Below are 23,741 nucleotides of genomic sequence, written 5' to 3'. Positions count from 1 at the left end.
TTGGCGCTTGTCATATTAGTGTCACGCTAAATTCATAAACTCAGAACAGTTAACTGGCTCTGACAATTATGAAGATTGCAAAATGAAAATTTCAACGCTGTCGCTCTCAGCTTCTGCCCTGTTGTTATTGCTCGCGGGATTATTAGCGGCCGTAGTGCTGTGGAGTAGTGATCAGCGACAAAATATAGAACAACAAACACTCACACTGCAAAGCATACAAGAAGACTTCCTCGTCGGCGTACGCCGCGATCTCGACGGCTATCTCGCCAGCGGCAACTCTAGCCAACTTGAACAAGCGAAAACTAAACTCAGCGCCATTAAGAACCAGCTCACAGAGCTTAATCTCGCCACCATGGGCGCTACCGATAATGACTTGCAAGCAAGTCTCAGCAGCTTCATTCAAGATTTAGATACCAAGTACCGCGCAGCGGGTAAACTCGCTGGCAACCCGCGACAACTGCTGGCCCACGCCGAATCTGAAATGCTCGACTATAACCGTCGTTTGGGCAGTTATGCCGATAAAGGCTTAGCCACAAATGCGGCGGTCGCCGAACAGTATCTGCAATTGAGCCGCGATTTACCTTCCATCGTCTATCAACTTTCCCAGCTGACCGATGGCTATCTGATCGGCAAAAATCAGCAACTCAAGGGCATTTTAGACAGCACCAGCAAAGAGCTCAATACGTGGCACGACGCACTCAGCGCACTGCCGTTAATCGGTGTATATGAGCAGCAAGAAGCCGATGAATTTGCCCTCGGTGCCAGCGAACCGGAACAGGTTGAAGTCGGCGAAAGTGACCGTAGTGAACTGCTGAGTCTCGCCAATCGATACAATAAAGAAGTCGCTAATACCCACCAATTGCTGCAAGCCAACCAAGAGATGCAAGATCAACTCATTCAAGCGATTAGCAATGTGGAACAACAGCTTATTGGCTTAGGTGAGGCTCAAGCAGCAAAGAATCAACAGCTGAAATATGAGCTACAACTGATCCTCTACACTATGGTTTCCATCATGGCCTTGTTTTCGATTGGTTATTTAATCCTGCAGCAAAACCGCGTCGTCAAACCGTTAAAACGTCTCAACCAAGCCTTTATGAAATTAAGCGAATCAAACAGCCGCGAGCGTTTAGACATTAATCGGCGCTGCGAGACGGGCCAAATCGCAGGTCATTTCAACCAGTTGCTGCAAAGGTTTGAACAGGAAGACGAGGCACAGCGCCAACAAATCACTAAGGTTTCTCAATCATTAAGCCAACTGGTTGCGCGCATTACTCAGCTATCGCAGCACACAGAGCACACTCAGACGATTGTGGCCGATACGCAAACACAGACCGAACATATCCGCAGCCTCGCCAATGAGGTGAGCCACACTTCGGCACTCGTGGAAGACAGCGCCGCCGAAACCATGCGCCAAATGCAGTCGAGCCAAACCGAAGCAGAGGCAGTGCTGAGCGCAACTGAGCAGACGCAAACCGCCGTTGGCCTTTGCCATGCTTCCCTTGAAAGCCTGAATAACTCAGTGACGGATGTGTCGAAAATCATTGATGTAATTGGCAATATCGCCGAACAAACTAACTTACTCGCCCTCAATGCCGCCATTGAAGCTGCGCGGGCCGGAGAGCAAGGTCGCGGCTTTGCCGTGGTGGCCGATGAAGTGCGAAATTTAAGTCAGCGCACCCAAGTGTCTTTAAATGAAATCGTGAAGATTCTGCAGCAACTGACCCAATCGAATCATGCCCTCAGCGAGAGTGTCGATGGCATAGCAGAGGCCACCAGCAGCCAAAAACTGCGCGCTCAAAGCCTATGGCAAGTGGCGCAAACGGTGCAAAATCAAGCGAGCGACATGGCCAATACCGCCAAACAAGGCTCGCTCAATGCCAAGGAGCAAGTCGATTATCTCGATCAATTTGTGCGCACTATGGATAGTTTAAAAGAACAGGCGCAAACCAGTTCACAACAGAGTGAAGTCATCGCCCAAGAAGTACAGCAGAGTGTAGAAGATATTGAAACCAGCTTGGGGATTGGGCAAAGCCAAATAAACCGTGCGGCCTAAAACCGCACGTTTATTCACTTAATTTCTCTATTTGTGTTTAATCGTCGATTCGGCAATTATGGATATTAGAGCCATCGAACTGACATTCGACATCAACCCATTTGCCTTCAAATGGCGTTAATGAAGCATCAGTCGCTTGATAGCCCCACAAGGTCTTTTGCATCACTAAACCCGACAAATCAAGTTCATTGCTTCGCACTTCAAGATCAACTTCTTTCACTAACCACTGGTTGTCTGCGAGTTCAACACCTTCTATTTGAATCCATTTTTGGTCAAGTGTCGCTAAGGTTAAACCGTCATCGAATTGAGTTCTGGCATCAATATCAAATGTAAATCCATTAATTTGTAGCTGATTATTGGTAGTCAGTGTCGCCAGACCTTCTAGCTCGAACTTTTTACCTAAGGTTGGAGGTATTCCACCATTATCATGTGATGTTTCAAATTCAACTTCTCTGGCCCATAAACCCTGCGGCATAGATTGAATATCTACATCGACTAGCTTGCCTTCAACCAAGTTAGCTTGCTTGCCATCTTCAAATTGAGTATTTGTAGTGACATAGAGTCGAGTACGGGCATTAAGCTCAAACTGCGTTTTATCTTGGTTGACCCAAGTAATAGTCCCTTCTAGCTCCATATCGTTAAAAGACGCCGTATCTTCCACCTCGACTTCAGAGGCCAAAAATGAAGCACCACTTTGCTGGCCTTCCACTTCGACCCATGCGCCTTCCTGTAAGCTGCCTTCTAAACGTGCGTTGGCATAATTAATCACTGCCGAACCGATATTGAATTGTTGCGTGGCCTTGTTTAATCCAGAGACACGTCCCTCTATTTCAGCAAACGCAAAATTGGGGATAAGGTTTATAGAATTAACCTGCCATTCTCCCATTACCGTTGGGTAACCATTTACCGCCACCCAATCGCCTACTTTATACTGGGTAGCGTCCGCTGGTTTAACGACTAAATTAATCCCATTAACGGCAATAGTATTTTGATTAACGGAACTGACTTCACCCACGAGGCTTGGATCTAATATGACATTTTTAGCCTGTTGGCCTTCATTATCAATTTTGACCCTCATCCCCATTTGAATGGCATTTACCTCTAACGGCTGTTGACCATAGTGAATCTTAGCATTAGCGATATTTACGTTATATCCGTTGACCGTAATCGAATTATTGTCAGAAGCAATATTTGTTACTGTACCGTTAATTTTTGCGGGTAACGTAGGTTGTGGAACGATAGGATCGGGTTTAGAGGTATCTGTTGATGAATCATTACCACCGCAACCTGCCAGCAAAATGGCCGTAATACAGACTAAGAGTTTATTCATTTTCTTCCCTATTATGTCTTGTTAAATCAGTGCTGGGCATCTTAGTATGAAGATCGTCAAGCAAATGTGAAGAAATGAATTAACCTATGAAAGTATTAATTGTTGATGATAATCATGATGTTATTGAAACAATCATGGATTATTTAACCCTAGAAGGTATTATTGCCGACTGTGCATATCACGGGGAAAGTGCAATCAATTTAATTCAACAAAACCATTACGATGTCATCATAATGGATATTATGATGCCCAAATTAGACGGTATTAATACGGTTAAAAAACTGCGTGAAGAAATTTATTGTAATACACCGATTATATTTTTAACCGCCAAAGATAGTTTGCAGGATAAAATTGATTCTTTTACATCAGGTGGGGATGATTTTTTAAATAAACCTTTCGCGATGGAAGAATTATGCTTACGACTACATTCACTGCATAATCGTGGCCCACGTTTAGATGTGGGTATTTTGCGCTTCAGTGATATCAGTTTAAATTTGCAAACCCATCAAGTTACCCGTGCTGGTAAAGAAATTAAGCTCAGTAAAATTCAGCGCACCATTCTTTCACTGTTACTAAAACATGCGCCCGCTATCGTGAGTAAAGAGCAATTGGTAGATACAGTATGGGGAGATGATGCTCCTTCGAGTGATTCACTTCGCAGCCACATATACAGCTTACGCAGTGCACTCGATAAAGGTTTTTCAGACTCAAAATTAGAGACTATCCATGGCCAAGGTTACCGACTTATCCCCTGAGCATTTTCCGAGTTTATATAAAAAAATCCGCCTCACTTTTTTAGTATTAACTAGCTTGATGTTTGCCATTTTTTGGAGCCTCATATATATCGCCGAAGAACAAATTGAGAAGATTAGCCTCGAACAAACGCTGGCCACAGAGACTCGCGAATATCTAAAGAATTATCAAAGGTTTGGTGATAAAGCACAGCTCCCCGATATCAATGAATTGAAAACATATTGGAGCAAAGAATTTGTACCAGCCTGGCTGCAACATTATGAAAATGCAGGGTTTTACGAACATCAGCTGGGTGGTGAAGATAAACACTTTTTAATATCCGCTCATCCTTCTGGGCAAGGGCTGTTGTATGTGGTTTATAAGGATGACGCGGACGATTTCCTTGATAGCTATGAAGATAGAATGCACATTTTGATCTCTATTATGGGGATCGGTTTGCTCCTGTTTATCATGGCGTATGGATTGTATTTTGTACGTCTGCTATCCAGTCCACTTGCTGAGATTGAAAATAAAATCAATCAACTATCACCAAAAAGACCGACATCAACACCGAGTACTTCATACCGTGAAACCCGCCAGATTGAGCAAACCCTATTAAGCAACAAAGCTAAAATTGCCGCCTACTTCACTCGGGAACAAGAATTTAGCCGTTTTGCCTCCCATGAGCTACGCACGCCCATTATGGTGATCCAAGGTTCGGTAGAATTGCTCAAAAAAATCCCCAATGCGACAACCGAGGCTCAACAATTAATGGTCAAAAAAGCCATTACACGTATTGATTACGCAGGGCATCAAATGAAAACGCTCACCGAGGCCTTTTTACTTCTCGGAAAAGAAGACATTGAATCCCAGCACTACAGCCAAATTGATTTAGCACCACGCCTTGAACACATTTTAGCTGAAATGGCGCAGCACTTTGCCAAGCAAGAAATCACCTACAGCTTAACGCTTAAAGATTGCTTGAGCATCAAGGCGCCACTGAGCTTTATTGACATAGTGATAGGTAATTTAATTAAAAATGCTTTCAATTACAGTGCCGGAAACATTGAAATTACGATGCAAAGCAACCAATTATGGATACTGAATCCACTAAGCACTCAAAGTACTGATACATCAGGCTATGGCTGCGGATTAATTATTATTGAACGTATTTGCGAGCGAATGGGCTGGGCATTTTCAACCCAAAACGATGGTGCTAGCTATCAGGCTTATGTTCAGTTTATAGATAATGCCCATTAACTGAAGTTAGCTTGGATAAATGACCTCGTTTTAGCAAATTCTGAGTTGCAAAACCAATCTTCACAACCGCTTCACGCTTGTCTTGGCACTATGCTCGCAACACTGTAATAGCCATTGAGGCTGAGTTACATAAAACCATAGAAAGGACAAACAGATGAATAAAATGACTCTTACCGTTTTCGCAATGGCACTTTCATTCACGACTATAGCCAGCCAAGCAGGCTTTCAACCTACAACGGGTGAACCTCAAATACAGGGTGGCTTCCAAGGGCCGAGCGTAAGACAAGTGATTCATGATGTGGTGAGCGCGCTCAATGCCAGTGATGACGCCCAAATTGAGTTAACGGGCCATATCATTTCTTTCATTGGACACGATGATTATATTTTCCGTGACGCTACGGGTGATATTAAGGTCGAAATTGATGATGATTTATGGCGCGGCAACACAGTAACACCTGAGACTCAGGTCATTATTCGTGGTGAAGTGGATAAAGATTGGTCTGAAGTGACCATAGATGCAGACAACATTCAAATCGTACAATAAATTGATTTAGTTAAAGCCAGCCAATGAATGGCTGGCTTTGGTCACATCCAAACTTCATGTCTTAAATACGCTTAGATAGCAGCCAAAACAACTTCAGCTTTACTGGCTTCAAAAGCCTTTGGCTCTTCAACATTCAGCAGAGTCACTACGCCGTTATCTATGATCATGGCGTAACGTTGTGAACGCACGCCACCAAAACCAGCAGTGTCCATTTCTAAGCCTAACGCTTTAGTAAAACTGGCATCGCCATCGGCTAGCATCATCAATTCAGAGGCATTTTGCGCTTCGCCCCACGCTTTCATCACGAAGGCATCGTTCACAGCAACACAGGCAATCAAATCCACGCCTTTCGCTTTAAATTGATCAGCTAATACGACATAGCCAGGTAAATGCGCTTCAGAACAGGTCGGAGTAAACGCACCGGGTACAGCAAACAATACCACTTTTTTACCAGCGAACAGTTCAGTAACTTGGTGATTCACCATGCCATCTTTCGTTAGTTGGCCTAATGTAGCTGCTGGTAATGTTTGACCTTGAGCAATCATATTTATCTCCATTTAGTTAAATTAACCTGACCATACTAGCCCTATTTACCTGAGATAAACACAGAGAGAAAAAAGGGTGATTAGCCGCGAGTACGATTCATCCTCAGCCCTGCACACAAACCGAGGAATAACAGACCCAATACCGATAAGCTACCGCCACTTTCTTCGACGACGATGACTTCAGGCTCTCGGTCTCGATCGCTACTTTCCAGTGGCAACGCATACAAACCATCAGTTTCATCGGCACTGATGGTCGCGACAATATCGCTGTAACCCACTTCATACACATCAATCAACACATCGTAGTGGTCCGTCGCATAACCCGTGTAGAGCGTGGTCAGCACTTCATAGTCGTCCTGTGTTGAATCGCCATAAATAGTAAACACGTCCGTGGTGTAATAATGCACCCAAGGGCCGCCATTACGACTGAGATACAGCTCGGCAAATAAGTCAGCTCTTTCATTAAGATACGCGCCGTTAACATCGACGTCGAAGGTCACGCTAAAGGTTTGATAAAACCCATCGTAGTCAAAGTCTTCGAACAAACGACTGCTGGCATCAAAAATCGAAAAGCTGTGATACACAGGGGCGCGATAGGGATCTTCACTGGTCGTGCTCGAACTCGGCATGCCTTGGCTCGCATGTTTCGCAGTCACTTGCTCACGCGTCATCGGCGATGCGCCCATTAGTTGCACGCGGTTTGCCGTCGGCGCTTTAGAGGATAACGCGGGCGCCAAGGATTTAACGGCTGCAGCAGCGGCTTCAGTGACATTTTTTGCGGGCGCAGCTTGTTGTAACAGGGCTAAAGCTTGCTGTTCCTGCTCGGCTGCTTGCTCGCTGTTTTCAGCTTTTTTGGCAATGCCGACACTGGCCGCAGTAAATGGCGTTAAGCTTTGCGATGACTCCAGTTCGCGGGGCTGAGCGTTAACAGCAGAAGATGCTAAAAACAGCGCAGCAATGGCCGTCGCTTTAACGAAATGGGTGTTAACCCGACAGTTAACTGTGGCTGCCATACCTTGTTTATTGAGTGTGTTCATCTTGAATACCCCATGGATAACCCGTTCAAATTGGAGCCATTAAAGTGCAATGAAGGTGAACATAAGCTGAACATCAACATTTAGTGTTCTTAGCGCGACAATACGTTCAGCCTTAGTTCATCTGGATTAGTCGACACTAGGGCATATTGAATGCGAGCATAGGAATAGACTCGCTGACAGAGCTTCAGTTCTGTCACGAATAACAAAATGACTACCAAAGTTAATTTTGATGGAATTGTGCCAACCAATTGGCTGATCTCTATGTGTTTGTTAAGGTGATGAGGTATTCTTAGTCGACTCGATAAGTTATCCATCTCACCCATTAACTTAAGATCGCCGAACATTGCGGGTACCAGATATGAAACTTGGTTTGACATTGGCCCTAATCGCTTGCTTATTGGCCTCCTTTGGCAGCATGGCAGGCAATGATAGACAGAATGATCGCAACCAAGGTGCGAAGAATGAGCAGCGCCGTCTGGCGGTCAATAGCCCAGATCAAGCTGTGGCTATGGTGCAGCGCCAATACCAAGGCAAGGTTCTGAGCGTGCAATCCAGCGGCTCAGGGTATCGGGTTAAGCTCCTCAATAATGACGGCCAAGTGTTTTCAGTCTCAGTGGATGCCGCAACTGGCCGAGTGTCGAGGAACTAACTATGCGATTGTTATTGGTTGAAGATGATTTAGAACTGCAGGCGAACTTAAAACAACATCTGCTCGATGCCCATTACAGTATCGATGTGGCGAGCGATGGTGAAGAAGGCTTATTTCAAGCACTCGAATACAACTATGATGCGGCGATCATCGATGTCGGTTTGCCTAAACTCGATGGTATCGCGCTTATCCGTAGCGTACGCGAACAGGAACGCGACTTCCCAATCCTGATTTTAACCGCGAGGGACAGTTGGCAAGATAAAGTAGAAGGACTCGACGCCGGTGCCGACGACTACCTGACGAAACCTTTTCATCCCCAAGAACTGGTCGCGCGGCTCAAAGCCCTGATCCGTCGCTCTGCCGGCAAAGCCAGCCCTTTAATTTATAACGGCCCATTTAGCTTGAATACCAGCAGCTTAGAAGTGCGTAAGGGTGAAGAACTGGTTAACCTCAGCGGCTCTGAATACAAGTTATTCGAATTTTTTATGCTGCATCAGGGCGAAGTGAAATCTAAAACCGTATTGACGGAGCACATCTACGATCAGGATTTTGATTTAGATTCAAACGTCATCGAAGTTTTTATTCGCCGGTTACGTAAAAAACTCGATCCTGATAATCAATATAACCTGATTGAAACCCTGCGCGGCCAAGGTTATCGCCTAAAAGCGTTAACGCCCGAGCCCACTGCCGATGAGTAAACGTGCCATTGTGTGGCAAGTATTGAACTCCCTTAAAGCGCGCTTAGTGATTAGCGCGCTATTGTTTATCTTAGTGTTATTACCTTTGATCGGCGTTGCCTTAAACGATGCCTTTACCGAACAAGTTAAAAGCGCGACCAAAAATGAACTCAGCGCCTATGTCTATTCGATACTCGCGGTGACTGAAGTCGAGAATAAACAAATCTCTATCCCAGAATTAGTACTCGAAAATCGTTTTAACCTCATTCAATCAGGGCTGTATGCCATTGCGACCACTGAAGATGCCAGCGGCAAACAAACGATCGTGTGGCACTCGCAATCTTTTATGGGCATGGTGCCACCGCCGCATTTTACCATCCCAGCAACGGGTCAAAGTGCCTTTGAGCAAATCGAGCTCGCCGAACAACCCCATTTGATTTATAGCTTTAGCGTCAGTTTTGCCAGCCAAAATCAAAACGTGCCAGTGACGATTCACATCATTAAGGACGAGCGCGAATTTCAGCAGCAAATCGATCAATTTAATCAACAGCTTTGGACTTGGCTGCTAATCTTAATGTTCGTCATGCTGGTGTTCCAACTGAGCTGGCTAGTGTGGACGCTGCGGCCATTGGCGCGCTTTACCCAAGAATTACATTCCGTCGAACAAGGTAAGTCGATGCAGCTAAGTAGTCAGTACCCCACTGAATTACAAGCGGTTGCGCGGCAGCTCAATATTTTGCTCAATACCGAGCAAACCCAACGCAAACGCTACCGTAATGCCTTGGCCGATCTTGCTCACAGCCTCAAAACACCGCTGGCGGTGATCAAGAGTCAGGCCGACTTAAGCGAAGCCTCCAGCGAGCAAGTGTCGGTGATCAGCCGCATTATTGGCCACCAGCTAAAACGTGCCCAAACCGCAGCGGCGGCCTCGTGGCATTTAGGCATTCGCGTCGATGAAGTCGCCGCTAAGTTATTACGCACCTTAGCTAAAATTTATCGTGAGCCGCAAATCAATCTCAGCGGCGAGATGGCAGACGCAGCAGTATTCAAAGGTGATGAAGCGGATCTCACGGAAATTCTCGGTAACGTGCTCGACAACGCCTGCAAAGCGGCAAAGTCCACAGTTAAATTAACCGTGACCGGCGATGCCTATCAACTGCTTATCTGCATCGAAGATGATGGGCCTGGGATCAGTGAAGCGCTGCAAAATCAAATCTTTGAACGCGGCATTCGCGCCGACTCCTATCATCAGGGTAATGGTATTGGGCTTGCGATCGTGCGCGATTTAGTCGACAGCTATAACGGCAGAATTTCAGTCTCACGTTCAGAAACCTTGGGCGGCGCCAAGTTCAGCATTAGTTTCGTACATTCTATTTAACCATTAATTTCAATATCATAAATTTAAACCCCCTCCTACATTGCGGTTTAACATAACTTTTTAACCGCAAAATGCTTTCAGCTTATGTTCATATTCAAGCGCCTATGATGCCCATAACATCCTCGAACAGGATTATTGGAGCAAACCATGAACAGACAACATCGATGGAATTGGCTAGTGTTAACGGCGGCATTAGTGGCCTTGCCTTTCACTACTACAGCACAAGCTGCGGGCGTATCTGTGAGCCAAGGCTCGAGCACTGCGGCAAGCCAAGCCGAACTCGAACAAATGCTGGCGCCTATTGCCCTGTATCCCGATAGTTTATTGACCCACATACTTATTGCCTCAACTTATCCACTCGAAATCGTGCAGGCACAGCGTTGGTTAACCCAGCGCCCCAAATCATCGGTCGATCAACTGATGTCGCAGGCCGAAGATCAAGACTGGGACCCGAGCGTCAAAGCTTTGCTGGCTTTTCCGACGCTGCTGCAAAAAATGAGTGAAGATCTCGACTGGACTCAAAGACTCGGTGAAGCCTTCTTAGAAGATGAAGGCCAAGTGATGAACAGCATTCAATCCCTAAGACAACAGGCTGATAAAGCGAACAGCTTAGCAGACATGGATAACATGGCGATCACCCGCGCCAACAATCAGATCATCATAGAACCCGTTAAGCGAGAAATCGTCTACGTGCCCTATTATGATCCGCGCGTGGTTTATGGTACATGGCGCTGGGGTGTGGCTTATCCCCCCGTGTATTGGGAATTTGGCGGCTATGCTGGCTATCCCTATCGTCCGAGTCATAACCATTTCTACTGGTCACCTGGCATCCATATTTCCTTTAACTACTTCTTCAGTTCATTCCACTGGCACAACCATAAAGTGGTCGTGATCGACTATCGCCATTCACATCGTTATCGCCCACGTGAAAGATACACAGTCAGTTATGGTGCCCAGCCTTGGAAACATAAACCCGAACATAGACGTGGCGTGAGTTACCACAACCCCGTCGTGAAGCAACGCTATTACAACGAAGACAAGTATCGCGGCAGAGATTCACACTCTAGCGGCAGCAAGCAGCACTTTAATAGCCAATACTCGAAGTCAAAAGAACGCCAAGATACCCATAGCAATCAGGGTAATATGAGTAATCAGGGTCATAAGAGTCGTGACAATAAGGACTATCACAACGCCAGTCGTGAACGTGATAACCGCGCACCGAGTTATCAAAAAACGCAGGCCGAGTTAAAGGAACGTCGATCCGCGACTATGGTACAAACGCCGACTCACAAGGATCGTAATGACGCGCAATCGAGACCCGTGCAGTCAAAGCCAATGCCATCGAAGGAGTCACAGCAAAGGCAATATCAAACTCGGGAGTCACAGCCGCGTAATGTCGATCAACAAAGGACGCAGCCACAAAGACAAGAAAATCCAAGAACTGCGACCCCAAGAGTTGAAACGCCACGACCTGAGACAAGACGCGCAGAACCGCAACGTATTGAACAACCAAGACAAGCAGCGCCAAGACAACGCGAAGACGTGAGAGTGAGACAAAGTGAGCCACGCCAAAATGCGCAAACCGCTCGCTCGGTAGAACATAACCAAGGTCGCTCAACTCAAAGCCAAGAACGCCGTCATAGGGAATGATCCCGCTATGGCTGCAGTAACACAAAGAGCGCAGTTAACTGCGCTCTTTTTTTTAAATCAGTTGTTGTTAAATCACTTAGTTTTAAACCGCTTAAAACTTCAAGGTCAGGGACTGGCCTTCACCCATTCCCTGCCACTCGATACTCAACTCCATAATCTCATTGAGAATATGTTCAAAGTCCGATTGGCTAACGGTTGGAACGGCTAGGTCACGGCTGTTACAGGCTTGCTCTAACAGATAAATAAAGCCGTCATAGGTTGGCGTTTCACCCGACCAGAGTAGCGACTGCAAGGTCTCGACTATGGATTCGGTTTGCCACACTTCCGTTTTATCTGCGATGGCGCGGGAGGTTTCATTATGTTCCAAGGCGAAGCTGATATCGGCGCCAGCTCTGACCTGCGAGAAGAAAGCTCCTTGAATATGCAGACGTTTTTCAACCACATAATGGATCATATCGTGGGGAGCAATGCCCTGTTCTGGCATTTGGGTTTGGGTCGCACTACCGTCCATGCGCACGCAGCGCAACTGACCATAACGCTGGGTTCCTTTGGTGAAGATGACTTGCATAAAACCATCCTTAGTATTTCGATTAACGCATACATAATGCGAACTCAAGTATAGTCCAACTCTGCGCCAGCATTAGAAAAACAGCAACACTCTGCCGTTATAAATTACGCTGGATAAAGCGGAAACACTCTTCTGCCGCTAAGGGTTTACTAAAATAAAACCCTTGCACTAAGTCGCACCCCATCCTCGACAATAATACCAACTGCGCCTCGTTTTCAACCCCTTCGGCCACCACAGTTAGCCCCAACTCATGGGACATAGAAATGGTCGCAGCACTGATAGCTGCATCGTTCGGGTCGCTCTCAATATCCTTCACAAAGGAGCGATCGAGCTTCAATCTGTCTAAGGGCAAGAGTTTCAAATAGGATAACGAGGAATAACCCGTGCCGAAATCATCAATCGCAAGTTCGATACCATGCTGGCGCAATTCAGCCAATAGGCGCGCATTCTGCTCCGGATATTGCATTGCCACACTCTCGGTGATTTCGAGCTCCAATGCCCCTTTGCCCAACTTATGCTTTAAAAGCACATTGGTGATATCGGCGACAATGCTATCTTTACGGAGTTGATGCGCCGACAGATTCACCGCCATTCGCAGCTCGGTCGCACCCGCAGCGCGCCAAGCGGCAAGCTGCGCCATCGCGGTTTCTAACACCCATTGGCCGATAGGAATGATCATGTCGATCTCTTCAGCAATGGGAATAAAGCGGTCTGGCGCTACCATGCCAAATTCGGGATGTTGCCAGCGCACTAAGGCTTCAACACTGACCACTTGCCCAGTACGGATATCAATTTGTGGCTGATAATGCAGCCGCAATTCATCGTTGGCGAGCACTTGCCTGAGGCCAGTTTCAATTTGCTGGCGCTCAGTGATCAAGGTATTCATCGCCGCAGTAAAGAATTGATAGTTATTGCGCCCCGCCGATTTGGCGCGGTACATGGCCATATCGGCGTTTTTCATCAGGGCTTCAACACTGTCACCATCGGTCGGGAATAAACTGATGCCGATACTTGGCGATGAATGTAATGCTTGATTATTAATGATATAGGTTTGACTCAAACCGCTGCGCAGCGCTTCGGCTAAACTGGCCACCTCATCATGGTTCGTATCAGATAATGCGACCACAAACTCATCGCCACCCAGACGCGCCACAGTGTCAGTATCACCAACGATGTTTTTCAAACGACGCGCAACTTCTAACAACAGTTGATCGCCCACATGATGGCCCAAGGTGTCGTTGATATTTTTAAAGTGGTCCATGTCGATAAACATCACCGCAATTTGGCTGTCGGATGCCAGCGCCTCCCTAAAGACCACTTCAAGGCGCGACTGCAAGCTGAGTCGATTAGGCAGTAGCGTCAAAGAATCGTGGTGGGCGAGGAAATGAATCCGTTCCTCACTGACTTTACGCTCGCTGATATCGGTAAAGCTGCCGATGTAATGGCTCACCGCACCTGCGTCATCGCGCACCACAGACATCATCAACCATTTAGGGAAATCGTAACCATGCTTATGCCTGTCCCAAACTTCACCTTGCCAGAAACCTGTTTGTTCTAGGGCAGCACGCACTTGAGGATCGATACCTTTGTCGGTACGCTCGGCCTCTAAAAAGCGACAGTTTTTACCAATGATTTCTTCTCGGGAATAACCGGTGATCTGAGAAAACGCACTATTCACATCCACAATAATGTCGTTGGCATCCATGATAGTGATGCCTTCACCACTCTGCTGGAACACCTGCGCCAATAGATTTACCCGCGCAACGGTGCGCTCCTGCTCGGTAATATCTTCAACGATAAAGAGAATAAGCTGCTCACCATCGGCGCCTGTGACTAACGCACCATTAAGGCGCACTGCCACTAACTGGCCATTCTTATGCACATAATGCTTCTGATAGGGGCCATAACGACGGGTTTGCTTTAGGCGTTCTAATTGCTCAGGTTCACTTAATTGATAACGCTTTGGCGTGAGATCCCAAGGGTCAAGCTGATTTAACTCATCGAGTGAGTAACCCGTCATGGCTTCGAATGCGGGGTTAATCGCCACAAACTGACCATCATCTAAACGTTTAAGCACATGCCCTACAGGCGCCTTATCAAACAAATTACGATATCTTTGCTCGCTTTGTACCAAGGTAGCCTGAAAAGCCTGACGACGGGCAATTTCCTTCGACAAGGCCATGGTTTTTTCAGTCACTTTCTCGGCAATACGTTGGCGCTCGCCGGAGGAAACCAGCGTCATACCACCCAAAACAGCACAGGTGATAAAGGCGAGGAGCAGCATAAGTAGCGATAAGCTAAAAGTATCGCCCATCAGCACGGCATAGGATTGATAAATCACTATGTGCCAATGCCGATCCGCTAGCATCAGGCTTGCTTGAAAATACTGGCCGGTTTTATCGCTAAATAGCTTGTTGCTAAACTCGGGAAACGACTTCGTGGTATTGCTATAAAGTAATGCACCGCCCGCACTCATGTCGGAGAGTTTCCACTGCAGTCCCTTTACGCTCTCAACATCATTAATAATGCTTTGCAAATCAATCACAGCTGAACAAAATCCTGAGATTCTACCTAGTCGGTCGAACGCGGGCGCAATGAGTAAAGTACCACCTGGGCCATTGGGATCTTGAGCTAATTGAATCTTAGCCGTCATCACAGGCGCTAAGGTCGCGCGCACTTTGGCAATGGCAGCGGCTCGTGTCGGCTCGCTATTGAGATCTAATCCCAGCGCCGCCTCATTGCCTCTGATTGGCTGAATATACATCACAGGCACTAGCCAGCCATCGGTATTATTTTGCCAGCCTTGAGGCCGCGTGACTTTGTAAGGGCCGCCAATGGCTGAGCGGGTCGATGCCTCAAAACTGGGCAGATCGGCAGCCGCCACTAACGGCGACCAAGACCAAGCTCTAAAGCCATCTTGCTGCAGCATGTTACGTTTGCCAAATTGCACAAACTCATCCTCTGAAACCTGCTCGCTATTATCGAACAAGCTCGCTAGGGCGACGATTTGCTGCAGGTTAGCCTCTTGAAAACTTTCAATATTGCTAATCACGGCATTAGATTGGATCTGAAACTTATCCTGCAACTGTTGGCGCTGGTTCATATCCGAGTAGTAATAAATTCCCACGCAGAATAAAAAGCCCACCAGCAGGGGAACACCCGTCTGAATGCGGCGAGCACGCCAGATAGTCCGCTTATCAAATAGCAACATAGTCAAAGGGATAAAGATCACTGCGCCGAGCAAATCCCCCGTCCACCAATTCACTAAACTTCCCAGTAAATCAGATGGTGGAATCGTACCGTTGATCACTAAGGCACTGTTGCCAAAAACGGTCGCCACAATACAAGTTAAGGCTAAGCTCAAGCAGGATTTAATGACGGTATTAGGATTATCTAAGGTGAATAAATGATCGACTCGCCCAAGAACATGGGCTGAAAGCACAGCCTGTATACAAGACCCAATCGAGATAGCAAAGGGTAACCAGCCCCAATGGATATGCCCGCCAATATTGATGTTAATCAGCATCGAACCAATTAACACGCCAACCCAAGGGACATATTCTTTCCACAGGATACATGCGGCAATAGCAATCCCTGCGGCAGGCCAAATCGCCGCAGAATATCCAGGCGGCAAAGCAATCATCAAGCCTAATTTACCTACAACAATGTAAGCTAAGGCGATGAAAATATTTACCTTAAGGTATGGAATAAATGACTTTATGTGTAGTCCTTCAAGCTGGCACATCTAAATGTTAACAAGTATCATGCCCTACTCACTCGATCAATCTCAAGCAGATATCAAGGTTGTGATGAAATCACAGTCTAATAATCGCATTATCTAATGTAAATAGCGTAAATGACTGACATTTCCGCTGTTTTAACTTGATGTTTTTATTTGAGATGCCCAGCTAAAATCCCTTCCACGACACTTAACTCGCATCAAAAATCAGCATGCAAAAATGTGCGGCGCGCAAGGGTAAATAGCAGTGTCATTCGTATGCGATAAAAGCGACTGTTGGCTAAAACCCACATGCTCATGGGGCATTAATCCACGCCATACCGTCGCCAATACATCAACTTTAGCCAAAACGAATAAATGAAGCGCCTCACACATTTTTATTTTATGAGAACCAAATCAGTTAAATTTCGGTTAATTTTGTAAATTTATTGGTTTAATTTGGTTTTAATTAAGGTTTTTTTAACGCTTAGGCCCTTTTACCGCGGGGATCCGCTTTCATTCAATAGCCGCTTCTTGGTATCCTCCTGCCGCATAAAAAAGTTGCATGCTGAATATTTTTTGTTCTGCCAACTGACTCCCTTTCCCGTTCAACCGGACCCGTTAATTGAAATTAGCTCTTAGCCAATTCATTGCTGAAAGATTGAACCTGATTATTCGGTTTTCAACCTTTAGCATGACAAACCTAACCCTGTTTTTCGGGTTATTGTTTGTGCTGCCTGTAGCTGACGTTTTGTACGTATTGATCGGCGGTTGTGTCGATATTAGTGAACTCATCAGCCTCAGCAATGGCTTTTTAGTCGAGTTTATCGGCGCCAGTCTGCTCAGCCTGTTATTGCTCAACCCCCTCGTTATTCTGCAGTTATGGCATTTAATCGACTGCTGCTTCAAATTTTTCAATAATCTCGATTTAACTAACGCTTCACTTTTTTTAGCACCCCCAAGGCTAAAATCCCTCGAACATACCGCCCACGGTTGTCGCGCCCCACCATTTTAACCCTCTGTTTTTAAATTCAAATTAAGCATTAAGCGCTGAAAGCTGATCTTCGATTTCGTCGGGATGGCGGCACATTTTGTGTCATTCCTCTTGGATTTCAGGATTTGCGCTCAGATAACGCCGCTTAGTGCGACTGCCTGTTCACGCTTGGCAGAGTTGTAAACCTTAGGGTTAGAGGAATCTTCCTTTGTTAATTCGAAAATTAAGTAAAGCGGCAATCGCGGCAGTAGCATTCATGCTCGCGGGTTGTGATGGCGGTGTGTTGGACCCTAAGGGCCAAATCGGTATCGATGAAAAACACCTGATTATCGTCGCCACCCTACTCATGCTCATTGTCGTTATCCCTGTGATTGCCATGACATTGTACTTCGCGTGGAAATATCGCGATGGCCGTGATCAAGAAATCTATGCGCCTAAATGGGCACACTCAACGGCGATTGAAACCGTAGTGTGGATAGTGCCGATTGTGATCGTAATAGTGCTCGGTGTGATCACTTGGGGTTCGACCCATGATCTTGATCCATATAAGCCTTTAGTGCACGAAGCTAAACCCGTCACGGTTGAAGTGGTGTCGCTGGACTGGAAATGGTTATTCATTTATCCAGAACAAGGCGTGGCATCGGTCAATGAGCTGGCGTTTCCTGCCAATGTGCCAGTGAACTTTAAGATCACCTCTGACACTGCGATGAACTCCTTCTTCATCCCTCAGTTAGGCAGCCAGATTTACTCTATGGCGGGCATGACTACTAAATTGCATTTGATCGCTAACGAGCCAGGCACCTTCGATGGTATCTCGGCTAACTACAGCGGCGCCGGATTTGCGGGCATGAAGTTTAAAGCGATTGCCACTCAGACACCTGCCGACTTCGATGCATGGGTTGCCAAGTTAAAACAACAGGGCAAGACATTGGACTCAGCGGCCTACGCCACACTGGCTAAACCGAGTGAATACAATCCGGTTGAATACTTTGGCTCAGTGAGCAAAGGGATGTTTGACCAAATCGTGATGCAATACATGCACATGGACTCACATGACGGCATGAAAGGTCACGAAGGAATGGACATGCACGCAGGCATGGAACACATGGGCACTGAGTACACATCTGACATGGCAGACATGAAAGGTATGCACGACATGGCACATATGGCAGGCGAGCACGCGATGGAAAATACACAGAACATGGCCGACATGGATAGCTCAACACCTTCTGTACCGTCATCAACACAGGACTCATCCACAGAACCTTTATCCTTAGAGCACTCATCCACTCAAAAAGTGGAGGCGGAGTAATCATGTCATTTCTCGGTAAATTAAGCTTAGATGCGATTCCGTATCACGAGCCTATCATCATGGTGACCTTAGCGGTCGTCGCAGTGGTAGGTTTGTATATCGCAGCCTTGATCACTAAACACAAAAAATGGAGCGTACTTTGGAACGACTGGTTAACCTCAGTTGACCATAAACGCCTCGGTATCATGTACATAGTGTTAGCTTTGGTGATGCTCATTCGTGGCTTCTCCGATGCCATTATGATGCGTACCCAGCAAGCACTCGCCACCAACGGCGCCGCAGGTTATCTGCCGCCTGAACATTACGACCAAATCTTCACCGCCCACGGCGTGATCATGATTATCTTTATGGCGATGCCATTTATGATAGGCCTGATGAACTTAGTGTTGCCGCTGCAAATTGGTGCCCGCGACGTTGCCTTCCCATTCTTGAACAACCTCAGCTTCTGGCTTACCGCCTCTGGCGCTGTGTTGATCAATATTTCATTGGGTTTAGGTGAATTTGCTAAGACAGGTTGGGTGGCGTATCCACCACTCTCAGAGCTGGCTTACAGTCCGGGGGTTGGGGTCGATTACTATATCTGGGCACTGCAGATTTCGGGCATAGGGACGACCTTAACCGGGGTGAACTTTATCGCCACCGTGCTGAAGATGCGTGCCCCAGGCATGAAGCTGATGCAAATGCCAATCTTCACTTGGACTTGTACGTGGGCGAACATATTGATCGTCGCGTCATTCCCAATCTTAACCGCTGTGTTAGCCCTGCTGACACTCGACCGTTACATGGACTTCCACTTCTTCACCAATGACGGTGGCGGTAACGCCATGATGTATATCAACCTGTTTTGGGCGTGGGGACATCCTGAAGTTTACATCCTGATTTTGCCTGCTTTTGGTATTTTCTCCGATGTGATCTCAACCTTTACCTCTAAACGTCTGTTCGGTTACACCTCTATGGTGTGGGCGAGTGGTGCGATTTCAATTCTAGGTTTCATCGTTTGGTTACACCACTTCTTCACCATGGGCTCAAGTGCCAACGTCAACGCCTTCTTCGGGGTGATGACTATGGTGATTGCGGTTCCAACTGGGGTGAAACTGTTTAACTGGTTGTTCACTATCTACCGTGGCCGCCTACGTTTAACGGTACCTGTGTTGTGGACACTAGGCTTTATGGTGACTTTCACCATAGGCGGTATGACAGGTGTGTTATTAGCCTTACCGGGTGCCGACTACGTTCTACATAACAGTTTGTTTTTAATCGCACATTTCCATAACACTATTATTGGTGGTGCGGTATTTGGTTACTTAGCAGGTTTTGCTTACTGGTTCCCGAAAGCGACAGGTTTCCACTTGAATGAGCGTTTAGGTAAAGCGTCATTCTGGTGCTGGCAAATCGGTTTCTATGTGGCCTTTATGCCGTTGTACGTACTGGGCTTTATGGGTATGACACGCCGTATCAACCACATTGATAACCCAGCGTGGAACGTGTGGATCTACTTAGCCGCCGTGGGTGCTTGCATCATCATGGTCGGTATCATTCTGCAGTTTATTCAACTGTATGTGAGTATCCGTGACCGCGGCCAAAACCGCGACACCACGGGCGATCCATGGAATGGCCATACTTTAGAGTGGTCAACCGCTTCTCCACCACAGTTCTATAACTTCGCTAAGCTGCCACAGGTTGCTGATATCGATGCCTTTACCGATGCGAAAGAAAAAGGCGTGGCTTATCAACGTCAAAAACACTACCAAGCTATCCATATGCCGAAAAATACCCCAAGCGGTATCTTAATGGCGCTGGGGATCACTGCCGCTGGTTTTGCCGCTATTTGGCACATCCTGTGGTTAGCCATTGTGGGTTTAGTGGGCGCTTTCGTGGTGTTCCTGTTCCGTGCTTATAACAATGACGTCGACTATTACGTGCAACCCGATGAAGTGGCTCGCATTGAAAATGCCCACTTAAACAATGTAGTAAGGGGCTGATATGAGTATTGCAATCCCAGCAGATTTAGAAGTAGCTCACGCAGAAGATCACCACGAACACCATGACACGAGTGGCAACACTCTGTTTGGTTTTTGGATTTACCTGATGACCGACTGCATTTTGTTTGCCTCGGTTTTCGCAACCTATGCCGTGCTCTACATGAACACGGACGGTGGCGTTTCGGGTAAAGACATTTTCGAATTGGACTTTGTGCTGATTGAAACTGCCGCCCTGCTCGTTAGTAGTATTACCTATGGCATGGCGTTGATTTTTGCTAAGCGCCACAACAAAGCTGCGACCTTGGCTTGGTTACTCGTCACCTTCGCCCTCGGATGTGTGTTTATCGGGATGGAAGTCTATGAATTCCATCACCTGATTGAACACGGCAATGGCCCACAGCGTAGCGCTTTCCTGTCGTCCTTCTTCACCCTTGTCGGTATGCACGGCTTGCACGTGACCGCAGGTCTGATTTGGATGGCGATCATGATGATTGAAGTGGCGAAAACCGGTTTAGGTAATCGCAGCATCACCCGCCTGAGCTGCTTAAGCTTGTTCTGGCATTTCCTCGACATAGTGTGGATTTGTGTATTCACGGTCGTGTATTTATTGGGAGCACTTTAATGAGCGCACATAGTCATACTGAAAAGCCTAGCAATGGCACTGACGATCTGGCCGCGAGCATTAAGTCATATCTAATGGGCTTTGTGCTGTCAGTGGTATTAACCGCCATTCCGTTTTGGGCCGTAATGGCCCATCACTTCGAGAAAACGACCACCCTTAGCTTAGTGCTAGTGATGGCGATAGTGCAGATAGTGGTACATCTTAAGTACTTCTTGCACTTAGATTTCTCGAAAGAAGGCAAAGTAAATACCTTCTCCTTCCTGTTTACCGCCCTGATTATTGTCATGGTAGTCGGCTTGTCGGTGTGGATCATACTCGAAGCCAACGCTTTGATGATGTAACGAGAAACAGTCTATGCAAATACAAGACAGATTTATGTCACCGCAATGGAAAGCACGCTTCAAAGGGTATGTACAGGTGACTAAGCCTGGCATCATTTTCGGGAATCTGATTTCCGTTGCTGGCGGTTTTTTATTAGCCGCCAAAGGCGACGTAAATCTGGTCTTGATGCTGGCGAGCTTAGTGGGATTGTCCTTGGTCGTAGCCTCGGGTTGCGCAGTCAATAACTGTATTGACCGTGATATCGACGCCAAGATGCAGCGAACCTGCAAACGCGTGACCGTCACGGGCGAAATTGCCGTGGGTAACGTCCTCGCGTTTGGACTCGCCTTAGGCGTGTTGGGCTTTAGCATCTTAGCCTTGTTTACCAATGCATTAGCCCTGCTATTTGCCGTTATTGGTTACATAGTATATGTGGGGGTTTATAGCCTCTACATGAAACGTAACTCAGTGTATGGCACTTTGGTTGGCAGCTTCTCGGGCGCTGTACCGCCCGTGGTTGGCTATTGCAGTGTGACAGGCCAAATGGACATGGGCGCGGCTATTTTGCTGTTGATGTTCAGTCTATGGCAGATGCCACATTCTTACGCCATCGCGATTTTCCGTTTTAATGACTATGCGGCCGCCAATATTCCTGTGCTGCCAGTGGCAGAAGGCATGACCAAAGCAAAACTGCATATCGTGCTTTATATTGCCGTGTTCGCCTTAGTCAGTGCACTGTTGCCACTCGCGGGTTACACAGGTATCGCCTTTATGGCGGTCACCTGTGCCACCAGCCTGTGGTGGCTTGCCATGGCATTAAAAGGTTATCGCCACGGCGTCGACATGCAACGCTGGGCTCGCCAAGTGTTTGGGTTTTCAATTATTACCATCACAGCACTCAGTGTAACCATGGCGCTGGATTTTCAAGCGGTCAGTCAAACCCCACTGTTTACCTTAGTGCGATAAACATAACCTTTATTCAAAAACAAAAGCGCTAACCTAGGTTAGCGCTTTTTTATTAAGCACAACTATATAGTCGTAGTAAGCTAACTGGGCAGAATTGCCTCAATAAAGCTAAATACGACTTTTCGCAGATTTATGACCAAGTAATACGGCAAGCCAACCAACAATTGCAGCCGTCAAACCGATAGCAAATACGGTATAAGCAATAATGCAATAGTGCGCCATATTCATCCCTAATAATGACCAATCATCCTCACCACATCCCCCTGTTGGCGCAAACTCGAAAGGCAACCATTTATCTAATGGTAAACCAAGCGGGAATCGCGGTTCAGTAGAGCAAGCAGAGCCTGCTGCAGAGCCAGCTTCAGCAAAAAAGTCCATTGACTCATCTACAACCAGATGTGCGGCATCATGAATATGCATGAGCTTAATAGACCAATCCATACCTTGAGCGACCGCATACACCGCTAGCACAACACCGATCGCTTTCAGAATATGGTTTCTAGGGTTGATTAAGATAATCGCGCCAGCAATTACAATACAACATTGGCTGAATCGGATATAAACGCATAATTCACAGGGAGCCATGCCGAGAAAGACCTGAAAATATCCCATAGCTGACAAAAGTAGAAATACTGCAGCGAAAAGCATCACTGCCCACAGCACTCGACCTTCCTGCCAACGAGCTAACGTAGGAACTGGAGCTTGTGTGAAATCTTTAATGAGTGAATTAAATACCGTCATTAATTCCTCCTTATTTCGCCACTAACTCAGCAACTAATTCATCAAGCATTTGCATACTACGAATAGACTTTGTATTGATGAGATACTTACCATTAACCACAATGGCTGGAATACCTTGGATTTTAGCCACAGCAACGCCTTGATCCCACTTGGTTAGTAATGCTTTCACTTCTGGTGAGTTTTTCGCAGTATCGAAGGCAGCTTTATCTAAGTTGGCAGCCTTTAAGCCGAAATCAATTGCTTCATCTGCCGTAGTAAAATGGATTTTGTCATCGTGATAGTGCTTATAAAAAGCCATTTTAGCGGCTTTATATGCTTCTTCTGATTGAGTTTTTGCATAGGCAAGTACTAGCGCTTTCTCAGCACCAAATGGCGGTTTAGTCGTGATATGGTAAGCATCAAAAGTGACACCTTTAGGCAGGTTATTAACCATGCCAGGTGTCACTGATTTATCGTATTTGTAGCAGAATGGGCAGTTTACGGAATACACCTTTACCACTTGGTTTGGTGCATTAAAGCTGGCATCGCCTAACAACTGATAATGTTCACCTTCGCTAAATTTAGCCGCAGAAACTGAGCAGGATAATAACATAGCGCCTAAGACAACAAGACTTTTCTTCAACATAATAAACTCCAGTTAAACGGTGGCTCTACGCCACCGT

General features: G+C 46.6%; 21 protein-coding genes. 14 read left to right on the top strand and 7 right to left on the bottom strand.

Annotation, left to right across the window (positions count from 1 at the left end; all coding sequences use genetic code 11):
• The first annotated feature begins 82 nt into the window (after nucleotides 1-82).
• On the top strand, nucleotides 83-2,053 hold the full coding sequence (locus tag Q4Q52_RS07565; RefSeq protein ID WP_311990250.1) for a methyl-accepting chemotaxis protein: 1,971 nt from the start codon (nucleotides 83-85) through the stop codon (nucleotides 2,051-2,053).
• A gap of 37 nt (nucleotides 2,054-2,090) precedes the next feature.
• Here Q4Q52_RS07565 and Q4Q52_RS07560 read toward each other — a convergent pair whose 3' ends face one another.
• Nucleotides 2,091-3,383 carry a DUF5666 domain-containing protein gene (locus tag Q4Q52_RS07560; protein ID WP_311990249.1) on the bottom strand — a complete coding sequence of 431 codons (1,293 nt, stop codon included), beginning with the start codon at nucleotides 3,381-3,383 and terminating at the stop codon, nucleotides 2,091-2,093.
• Between the two features lie 86 nt (nucleotides 3,384-3,469).
• Between Q4Q52_RS07560 and Q4Q52_RS07555 the strand changes: the two genes are divergently transcribed.
• The 3 genes from Q4Q52_RS07555 to Q4Q52_RS07545 all read left to right on the top strand — a co-directional run bounded on the left by Q4Q52_RS07555 (nucleotide 3,470) and on the right by Q4Q52_RS07545 (nucleotide 5,919).
• Nucleotides 3,470-4,138: a response regulator transcription factor gene (locus Q4Q52_RS07555; RefSeq protein ID WP_131525518.1), complete on the top strand. Its 669-nt coding sequence runs from the start codon at nucleotides 3,470-3,472 to the stop codon at nucleotides 4,136-4,138.
• Entirely contained in the window at nucleotides 4,110-5,375 is a 1,266-nt protein-coding gene (locus Q4Q52_RS07550) for a HAMP domain-containing sensor histidine kinase (RefSeq protein WP_311990248.1), read from the top strand. Before Q4Q52_RS07555 ends, Q4Q52_RS07550 begins: the two co-directional genes overlap by 29 nt.
• Nucleotides 5,376-5,529: 154 nt before the next feature.
• Nucleotides 5,530-5,919: a NirD/YgiW/YdeI family stress tolerance protein gene (locus Q4Q52_RS07545; RefSeq protein WP_311990247.1), complete on the top strand. Its 390-nt coding sequence runs from the start codon at nucleotides 5,530-5,532 to the stop codon at nucleotides 5,917-5,919.
• 71 nt (nucleotides 5,920-5,990) lie between these two features.
• On the opposite strand, the gene Q4Q52_RS07540 is transcribed toward Q4Q52_RS07545, so the two are convergent.
• Nucleotides 5,991-6,464, bottom strand: coding sequence for a peroxiredoxin (locus Q4Q52_RS07540; RefSeq protein ID WP_113940228.1), 474 nt, complete (start codon nucleotides 6,462-6,464; stop codon nucleotides 5,991-5,993).
• 80 nt (nucleotides 6,465-6,544) lie between these two features.
• Nucleotides 6,545-7,501, bottom strand: a complete 957-nt coding sequence (locus Q4Q52_RS07535; RefSeq protein ID WP_311990246.1) for a choice-of-anchor H family protein — start codon at nucleotides 7,499-7,501, stop codon at nucleotides 6,545-6,547.
• 358 nt (nucleotides 7,502-7,859) lie between these two features.
• Between Q4Q52_RS07535 and Q4Q52_RS07530 the strand changes: the two genes are divergently transcribed.
• From Q4Q52_RS07530 to Q4Q52_RS07515, 4 genes are all read left to right on the top strand, one after another.
• The gene (locus tag Q4Q52_RS07530; RefSeq protein WP_012588852.1) at nucleotides 7,860-8,150 is read left to right on the top strand and encodes a PepSY domain-containing protein; all 291 of its coding nucleotides are present in this window, start codon (nucleotides 7,860-7,862) and stop codon (nucleotides 8,148-8,150) included.
• 2 nt (nucleotides 8,151-8,152) lie between these two features.
• A complete protein-coding gene (locus tag Q4Q52_RS07525; protein WP_006079500.1) occupies nucleotides 8,153-8,848 on the top strand; it encodes a response regulator transcription factor in 696 nt (231 codons plus the stop codon).
• A complete protein-coding gene (locus tag Q4Q52_RS07520) occupies nucleotides 8,841-10,205 on the top strand; it encodes an ATP-binding protein (RefSeq protein WP_220776494.1) in 1,365 nt (454 codons plus the stop codon). Before Q4Q52_RS07525 ends, Q4Q52_RS07520 begins: the two co-directional genes overlap by 8 nt.
• A gap of 147 nt (nucleotides 10,206-10,352) precedes the next feature.
• Nucleotides 10,353-11,855: a DUF3300 domain-containing protein gene (locus Q4Q52_RS07515; protein ID WP_311990245.1), complete on the top strand. Its 1,503-nt coding sequence runs from the start codon at nucleotides 10,353-10,355 to the stop codon at nucleotides 11,853-11,855.
• Between the two features lie 91 nt (nucleotides 11,856-11,946).
• Here Q4Q52_RS07515 and Q4Q52_RS07510 read toward each other — a convergent pair whose 3' ends face one another.
• Nucleotides 11,947-12,423 carry a hypothetical protein gene (locus Q4Q52_RS07510; protein ID WP_012588855.1) on the bottom strand — a complete coding sequence of 159 codons (477 nt, stop codon included), beginning with the start codon at nucleotides 12,421-12,423 and terminating at the stop codon, nucleotides 11,947-11,949.
• Nucleotides 12,424-12,520: 97 nt separating this feature from the next.
• The gene (locus Q4Q52_RS07505; protein WP_311990244.1) at nucleotides 12,521-16,168 is read right to left on the bottom strand and encodes an EAL domain-containing protein; all 3,648 of its coding nucleotides are present in this window, start codon (nucleotides 16,166-16,168) and stop codon (nucleotides 12,521-12,523) included.
• A gap of 598 nt (nucleotides 16,169-16,766) precedes the next feature.
• Between Q4Q52_RS07505 and Q4Q52_RS07500 the strand changes: the two genes are divergently transcribed.
• From Q4Q52_RS07500 to cyoE, 6 genes are all read left to right on the top strand, one after another.
• Nucleotides 16,767-17,156, top strand: coding sequence for a hypothetical protein (locus tag Q4Q52_RS07500; protein ID WP_006079495.1), 390 nt, complete (start codon nucleotides 16,767-16,769; stop codon nucleotides 17,154-17,156).
• A 187-nt stretch (nucleotides 17,157-17,343) separates the two neighbouring features.
• On the top strand, nucleotides 17,344-18,447 hold the full coding sequence (gene cyoA / locus Q4Q52_RS07495) for a ubiquinol oxidase subunit II (RefSeq protein WP_311990243.1): 1,104 nt from the start codon (nucleotides 17,344-17,346) through the stop codon (nucleotides 18,445-18,447).
• Between the two features lie 2 nt (nucleotides 18,448-18,449).
• Nucleotides 18,450-20,429 carry a cytochrome o ubiquinol oxidase subunit I gene (gene cyoB, locus Q4Q52_RS07490; RefSeq protein ID WP_311990242.1) on the top strand — a complete coding sequence of 660 codons (1,980 nt, stop codon included), beginning with the start codon at nucleotides 18,450-18,452 and terminating at the stop codon, nucleotides 20,427-20,429.
• Between the two features lies 1 nt (nucleotide 20,430).
• Nucleotides 20,431-21,051 carry a cytochrome o ubiquinol oxidase subunit III gene (gene cyoC / locus Q4Q52_RS07485; protein ID WP_006079490.1) on the top strand — a complete coding sequence of 207 codons (621 nt, stop codon included), beginning with the start codon at nucleotides 20,431-20,433 and terminating at the stop codon, nucleotides 21,049-21,051.
• A complete protein-coding gene (gene cyoD / locus Q4Q52_RS07480; RefSeq protein ID WP_311990241.1) occupies nucleotides 21,051-21,392 on the top strand; it encodes a cytochrome o ubiquinol oxidase subunit IV in 342 nt (113 codons plus the stop codon). Before cyoC ends, cyoD begins: the two co-directional genes overlap by 1 nt.
• Before the next feature lie 13 nt (nucleotides 21,393-21,405).
• Nucleotides 21,406-22,338 (top strand): heme o synthase, encoded by a 933-nt coding sequence (cyoE, locus tag Q4Q52_RS07475; RefSeq protein ID WP_311990240.1) that lies wholly within the window; start codon nucleotides 21,406-21,408, stop codon nucleotides 22,336-22,338.
• A gap of 108 nt (nucleotides 22,339-22,446) precedes the next feature.
• Here the strand turns inward: cyoE and Q4Q52_RS07470 are convergent, their stop codons facing one another.
• Complete coding sequence (locus tag Q4Q52_RS07470) at nucleotides 22,447-23,079, bottom strand: disulfide bond formation protein B (RefSeq protein ID WP_311905455.1); 633 nt, start codon at nucleotides 23,077-23,079, stop codon at nucleotides 22,447-22,449.
• A gap of 10 nt (nucleotides 23,080-23,089) precedes the next feature.
• The gene (locus Q4Q52_RS07465) at nucleotides 23,090-23,704 is read right to left on the bottom strand and encodes a thiol:disulfide interchange protein DsbA/DsbL (RefSeq protein WP_311905454.1); all 615 of its coding nucleotides are present in this window, start codon (nucleotides 23,702-23,704) and stop codon (nucleotides 23,090-23,092) included.
• Between the last annotated feature and the right edge of the window lie 37 nt (nucleotides 23,705-23,741).

Origin of the sequence: Shewanella sp. SP1S2-4, assembly GCF_031932075.1 — a bacterium.
Taxonomy (GTDB): Bacteria; Pseudomonadota; Gammaproteobacteria; order Enterobacterales; family Shewanellaceae; genus Shewanella; species Shewanella baltica.
The sequence above is the reverse complement of the archived record's forward strand: the minus strand, read 5'-3'. Positions and strand labels throughout refer to the sequence as shown.

Excerpts from the sequence above, each read along its gene's own strand:
- cyoE (WP_311990240.1), top strand. The coding sequence starts at position 21,406 with ATGCAAATACAAGACAGATTTATGTCACCGCAATGGAAAGCACGCTTC.
- Q4Q52_RS07505 (WP_311990244.1), bottom strand. The coding sequence starts at position 16,168 with ATGTGCCAGCTTGAAGGACTACACATAAAGTCATTTATTCCATACCTT.
- Q4Q52_RS07470 (WP_311905455.1), bottom strand. The coding sequence starts at position 23,079 with ATGACGGTATTTAATTCACTCATTAAAGATTTCACACAAGCTCCAGTT.
- cyoD (WP_311990241.1), top strand. The coding sequence starts at position 21,051 with ATGAGCGCACATAGTCATACTGAAAAGCCTAGCAATGGCACTGACGAT.
- cyoC (WP_006079490.1), top strand. The coding sequence starts at position 20,431 with ATGAGTATTGCAATCCCAGCAGATTTAGAAGTAGCTCACGCAGAAGAT.
- Q4Q52_RS07560 (WP_311990249.1), bottom strand. The coding sequence starts at position 3,383 with ATGAATAAACTCTTAGTCTGTATTACGGCCATTTTGCTGGCAGGTTGC.
- Q4Q52_RS07465 (WP_311905454.1), bottom strand. The coding sequence starts at position 23,704 with ATGTTGAAGAAAAGTCTTGTTGTCTTAGGCGCTATGTTATTATCCTGC.
- Q4Q52_RS07530 (WP_012588852.1), top strand. The coding sequence starts at position 7,860 with ATGAAACTTGGTTTGACATTGGCCCTAATCGCTTGCTTATTGGCCTCC.
- Q4Q52_RS07520 (WP_220776494.1), top strand. The coding sequence starts at position 8,841 with ATGAGTAAACGTGCCATTGTGTGGCAAGTATTGAACTCCCTTAAAGCG.
- Q4Q52_RS07565 (WP_311990250.1), top strand. The coding sequence starts at position 83 with ATGAAAATTTCAACGCTGTCGCTCTCAGCTTCTGCCCTGTTGTTATTG.
- Q4Q52_RS07525 (WP_006079500.1), top strand. The coding sequence starts at position 8,153 with ATGCGATTGTTATTGGTTGAAGATGATTTAGAACTGCAGGCGAACTTA.
- Q4Q52_RS07555 (WP_131525518.1), top strand. The coding sequence starts at position 3,470 with ATGAAAGTATTAATTGTTGATGATAATCATGATGTTATTGAAACAATC.
- Q4Q52_RS07535 (WP_311990246.1), bottom strand. The coding sequence starts at position 7,501 with ATGAACACACTCAATAAACAAGGTATGGCAGCCACAGTTAACTGTCGG.
- Q4Q52_RS07510 (WP_012588855.1), bottom strand. The coding sequence starts at position 12,423 with ATGCAAGTCATCTTCACCAAAGGAACCCAGCGTTATGGTCAGTTGCGC.
- Q4Q52_RS07550 (WP_311990248.1), top strand. The coding sequence starts at position 4,110 with ATGGCCAAGGTTACCGACTTATCCCCTGAGCATTTTCCGAGTTTATAT.
- Q4Q52_RS07515 (WP_311990245.1), top strand. The coding sequence starts at position 10,353 with ATGAACAGACAACATCGATGGAATTGGCTAGTGTTAACGGCGGCATTA.
- Q4Q52_RS07540 (WP_113940228.1), bottom strand. The coding sequence starts at position 6,464 with ATGATTGCTCAAGGTCAAACATTACCAGCAGCTACATTAGGCCAACTA.
- Q4Q52_RS07545 (WP_311990247.1), top strand. The coding sequence starts at position 5,530 with ATGAATAAAATGACTCTTACCGTTTTCGCAATGGCACTTTCATTCACG.
- cyoB (WP_311990242.1), top strand. The coding sequence starts at position 18,450 with ATGTCATTTCTCGGTAAATTAAGCTTAGATGCGATTCCGTATCACGAG.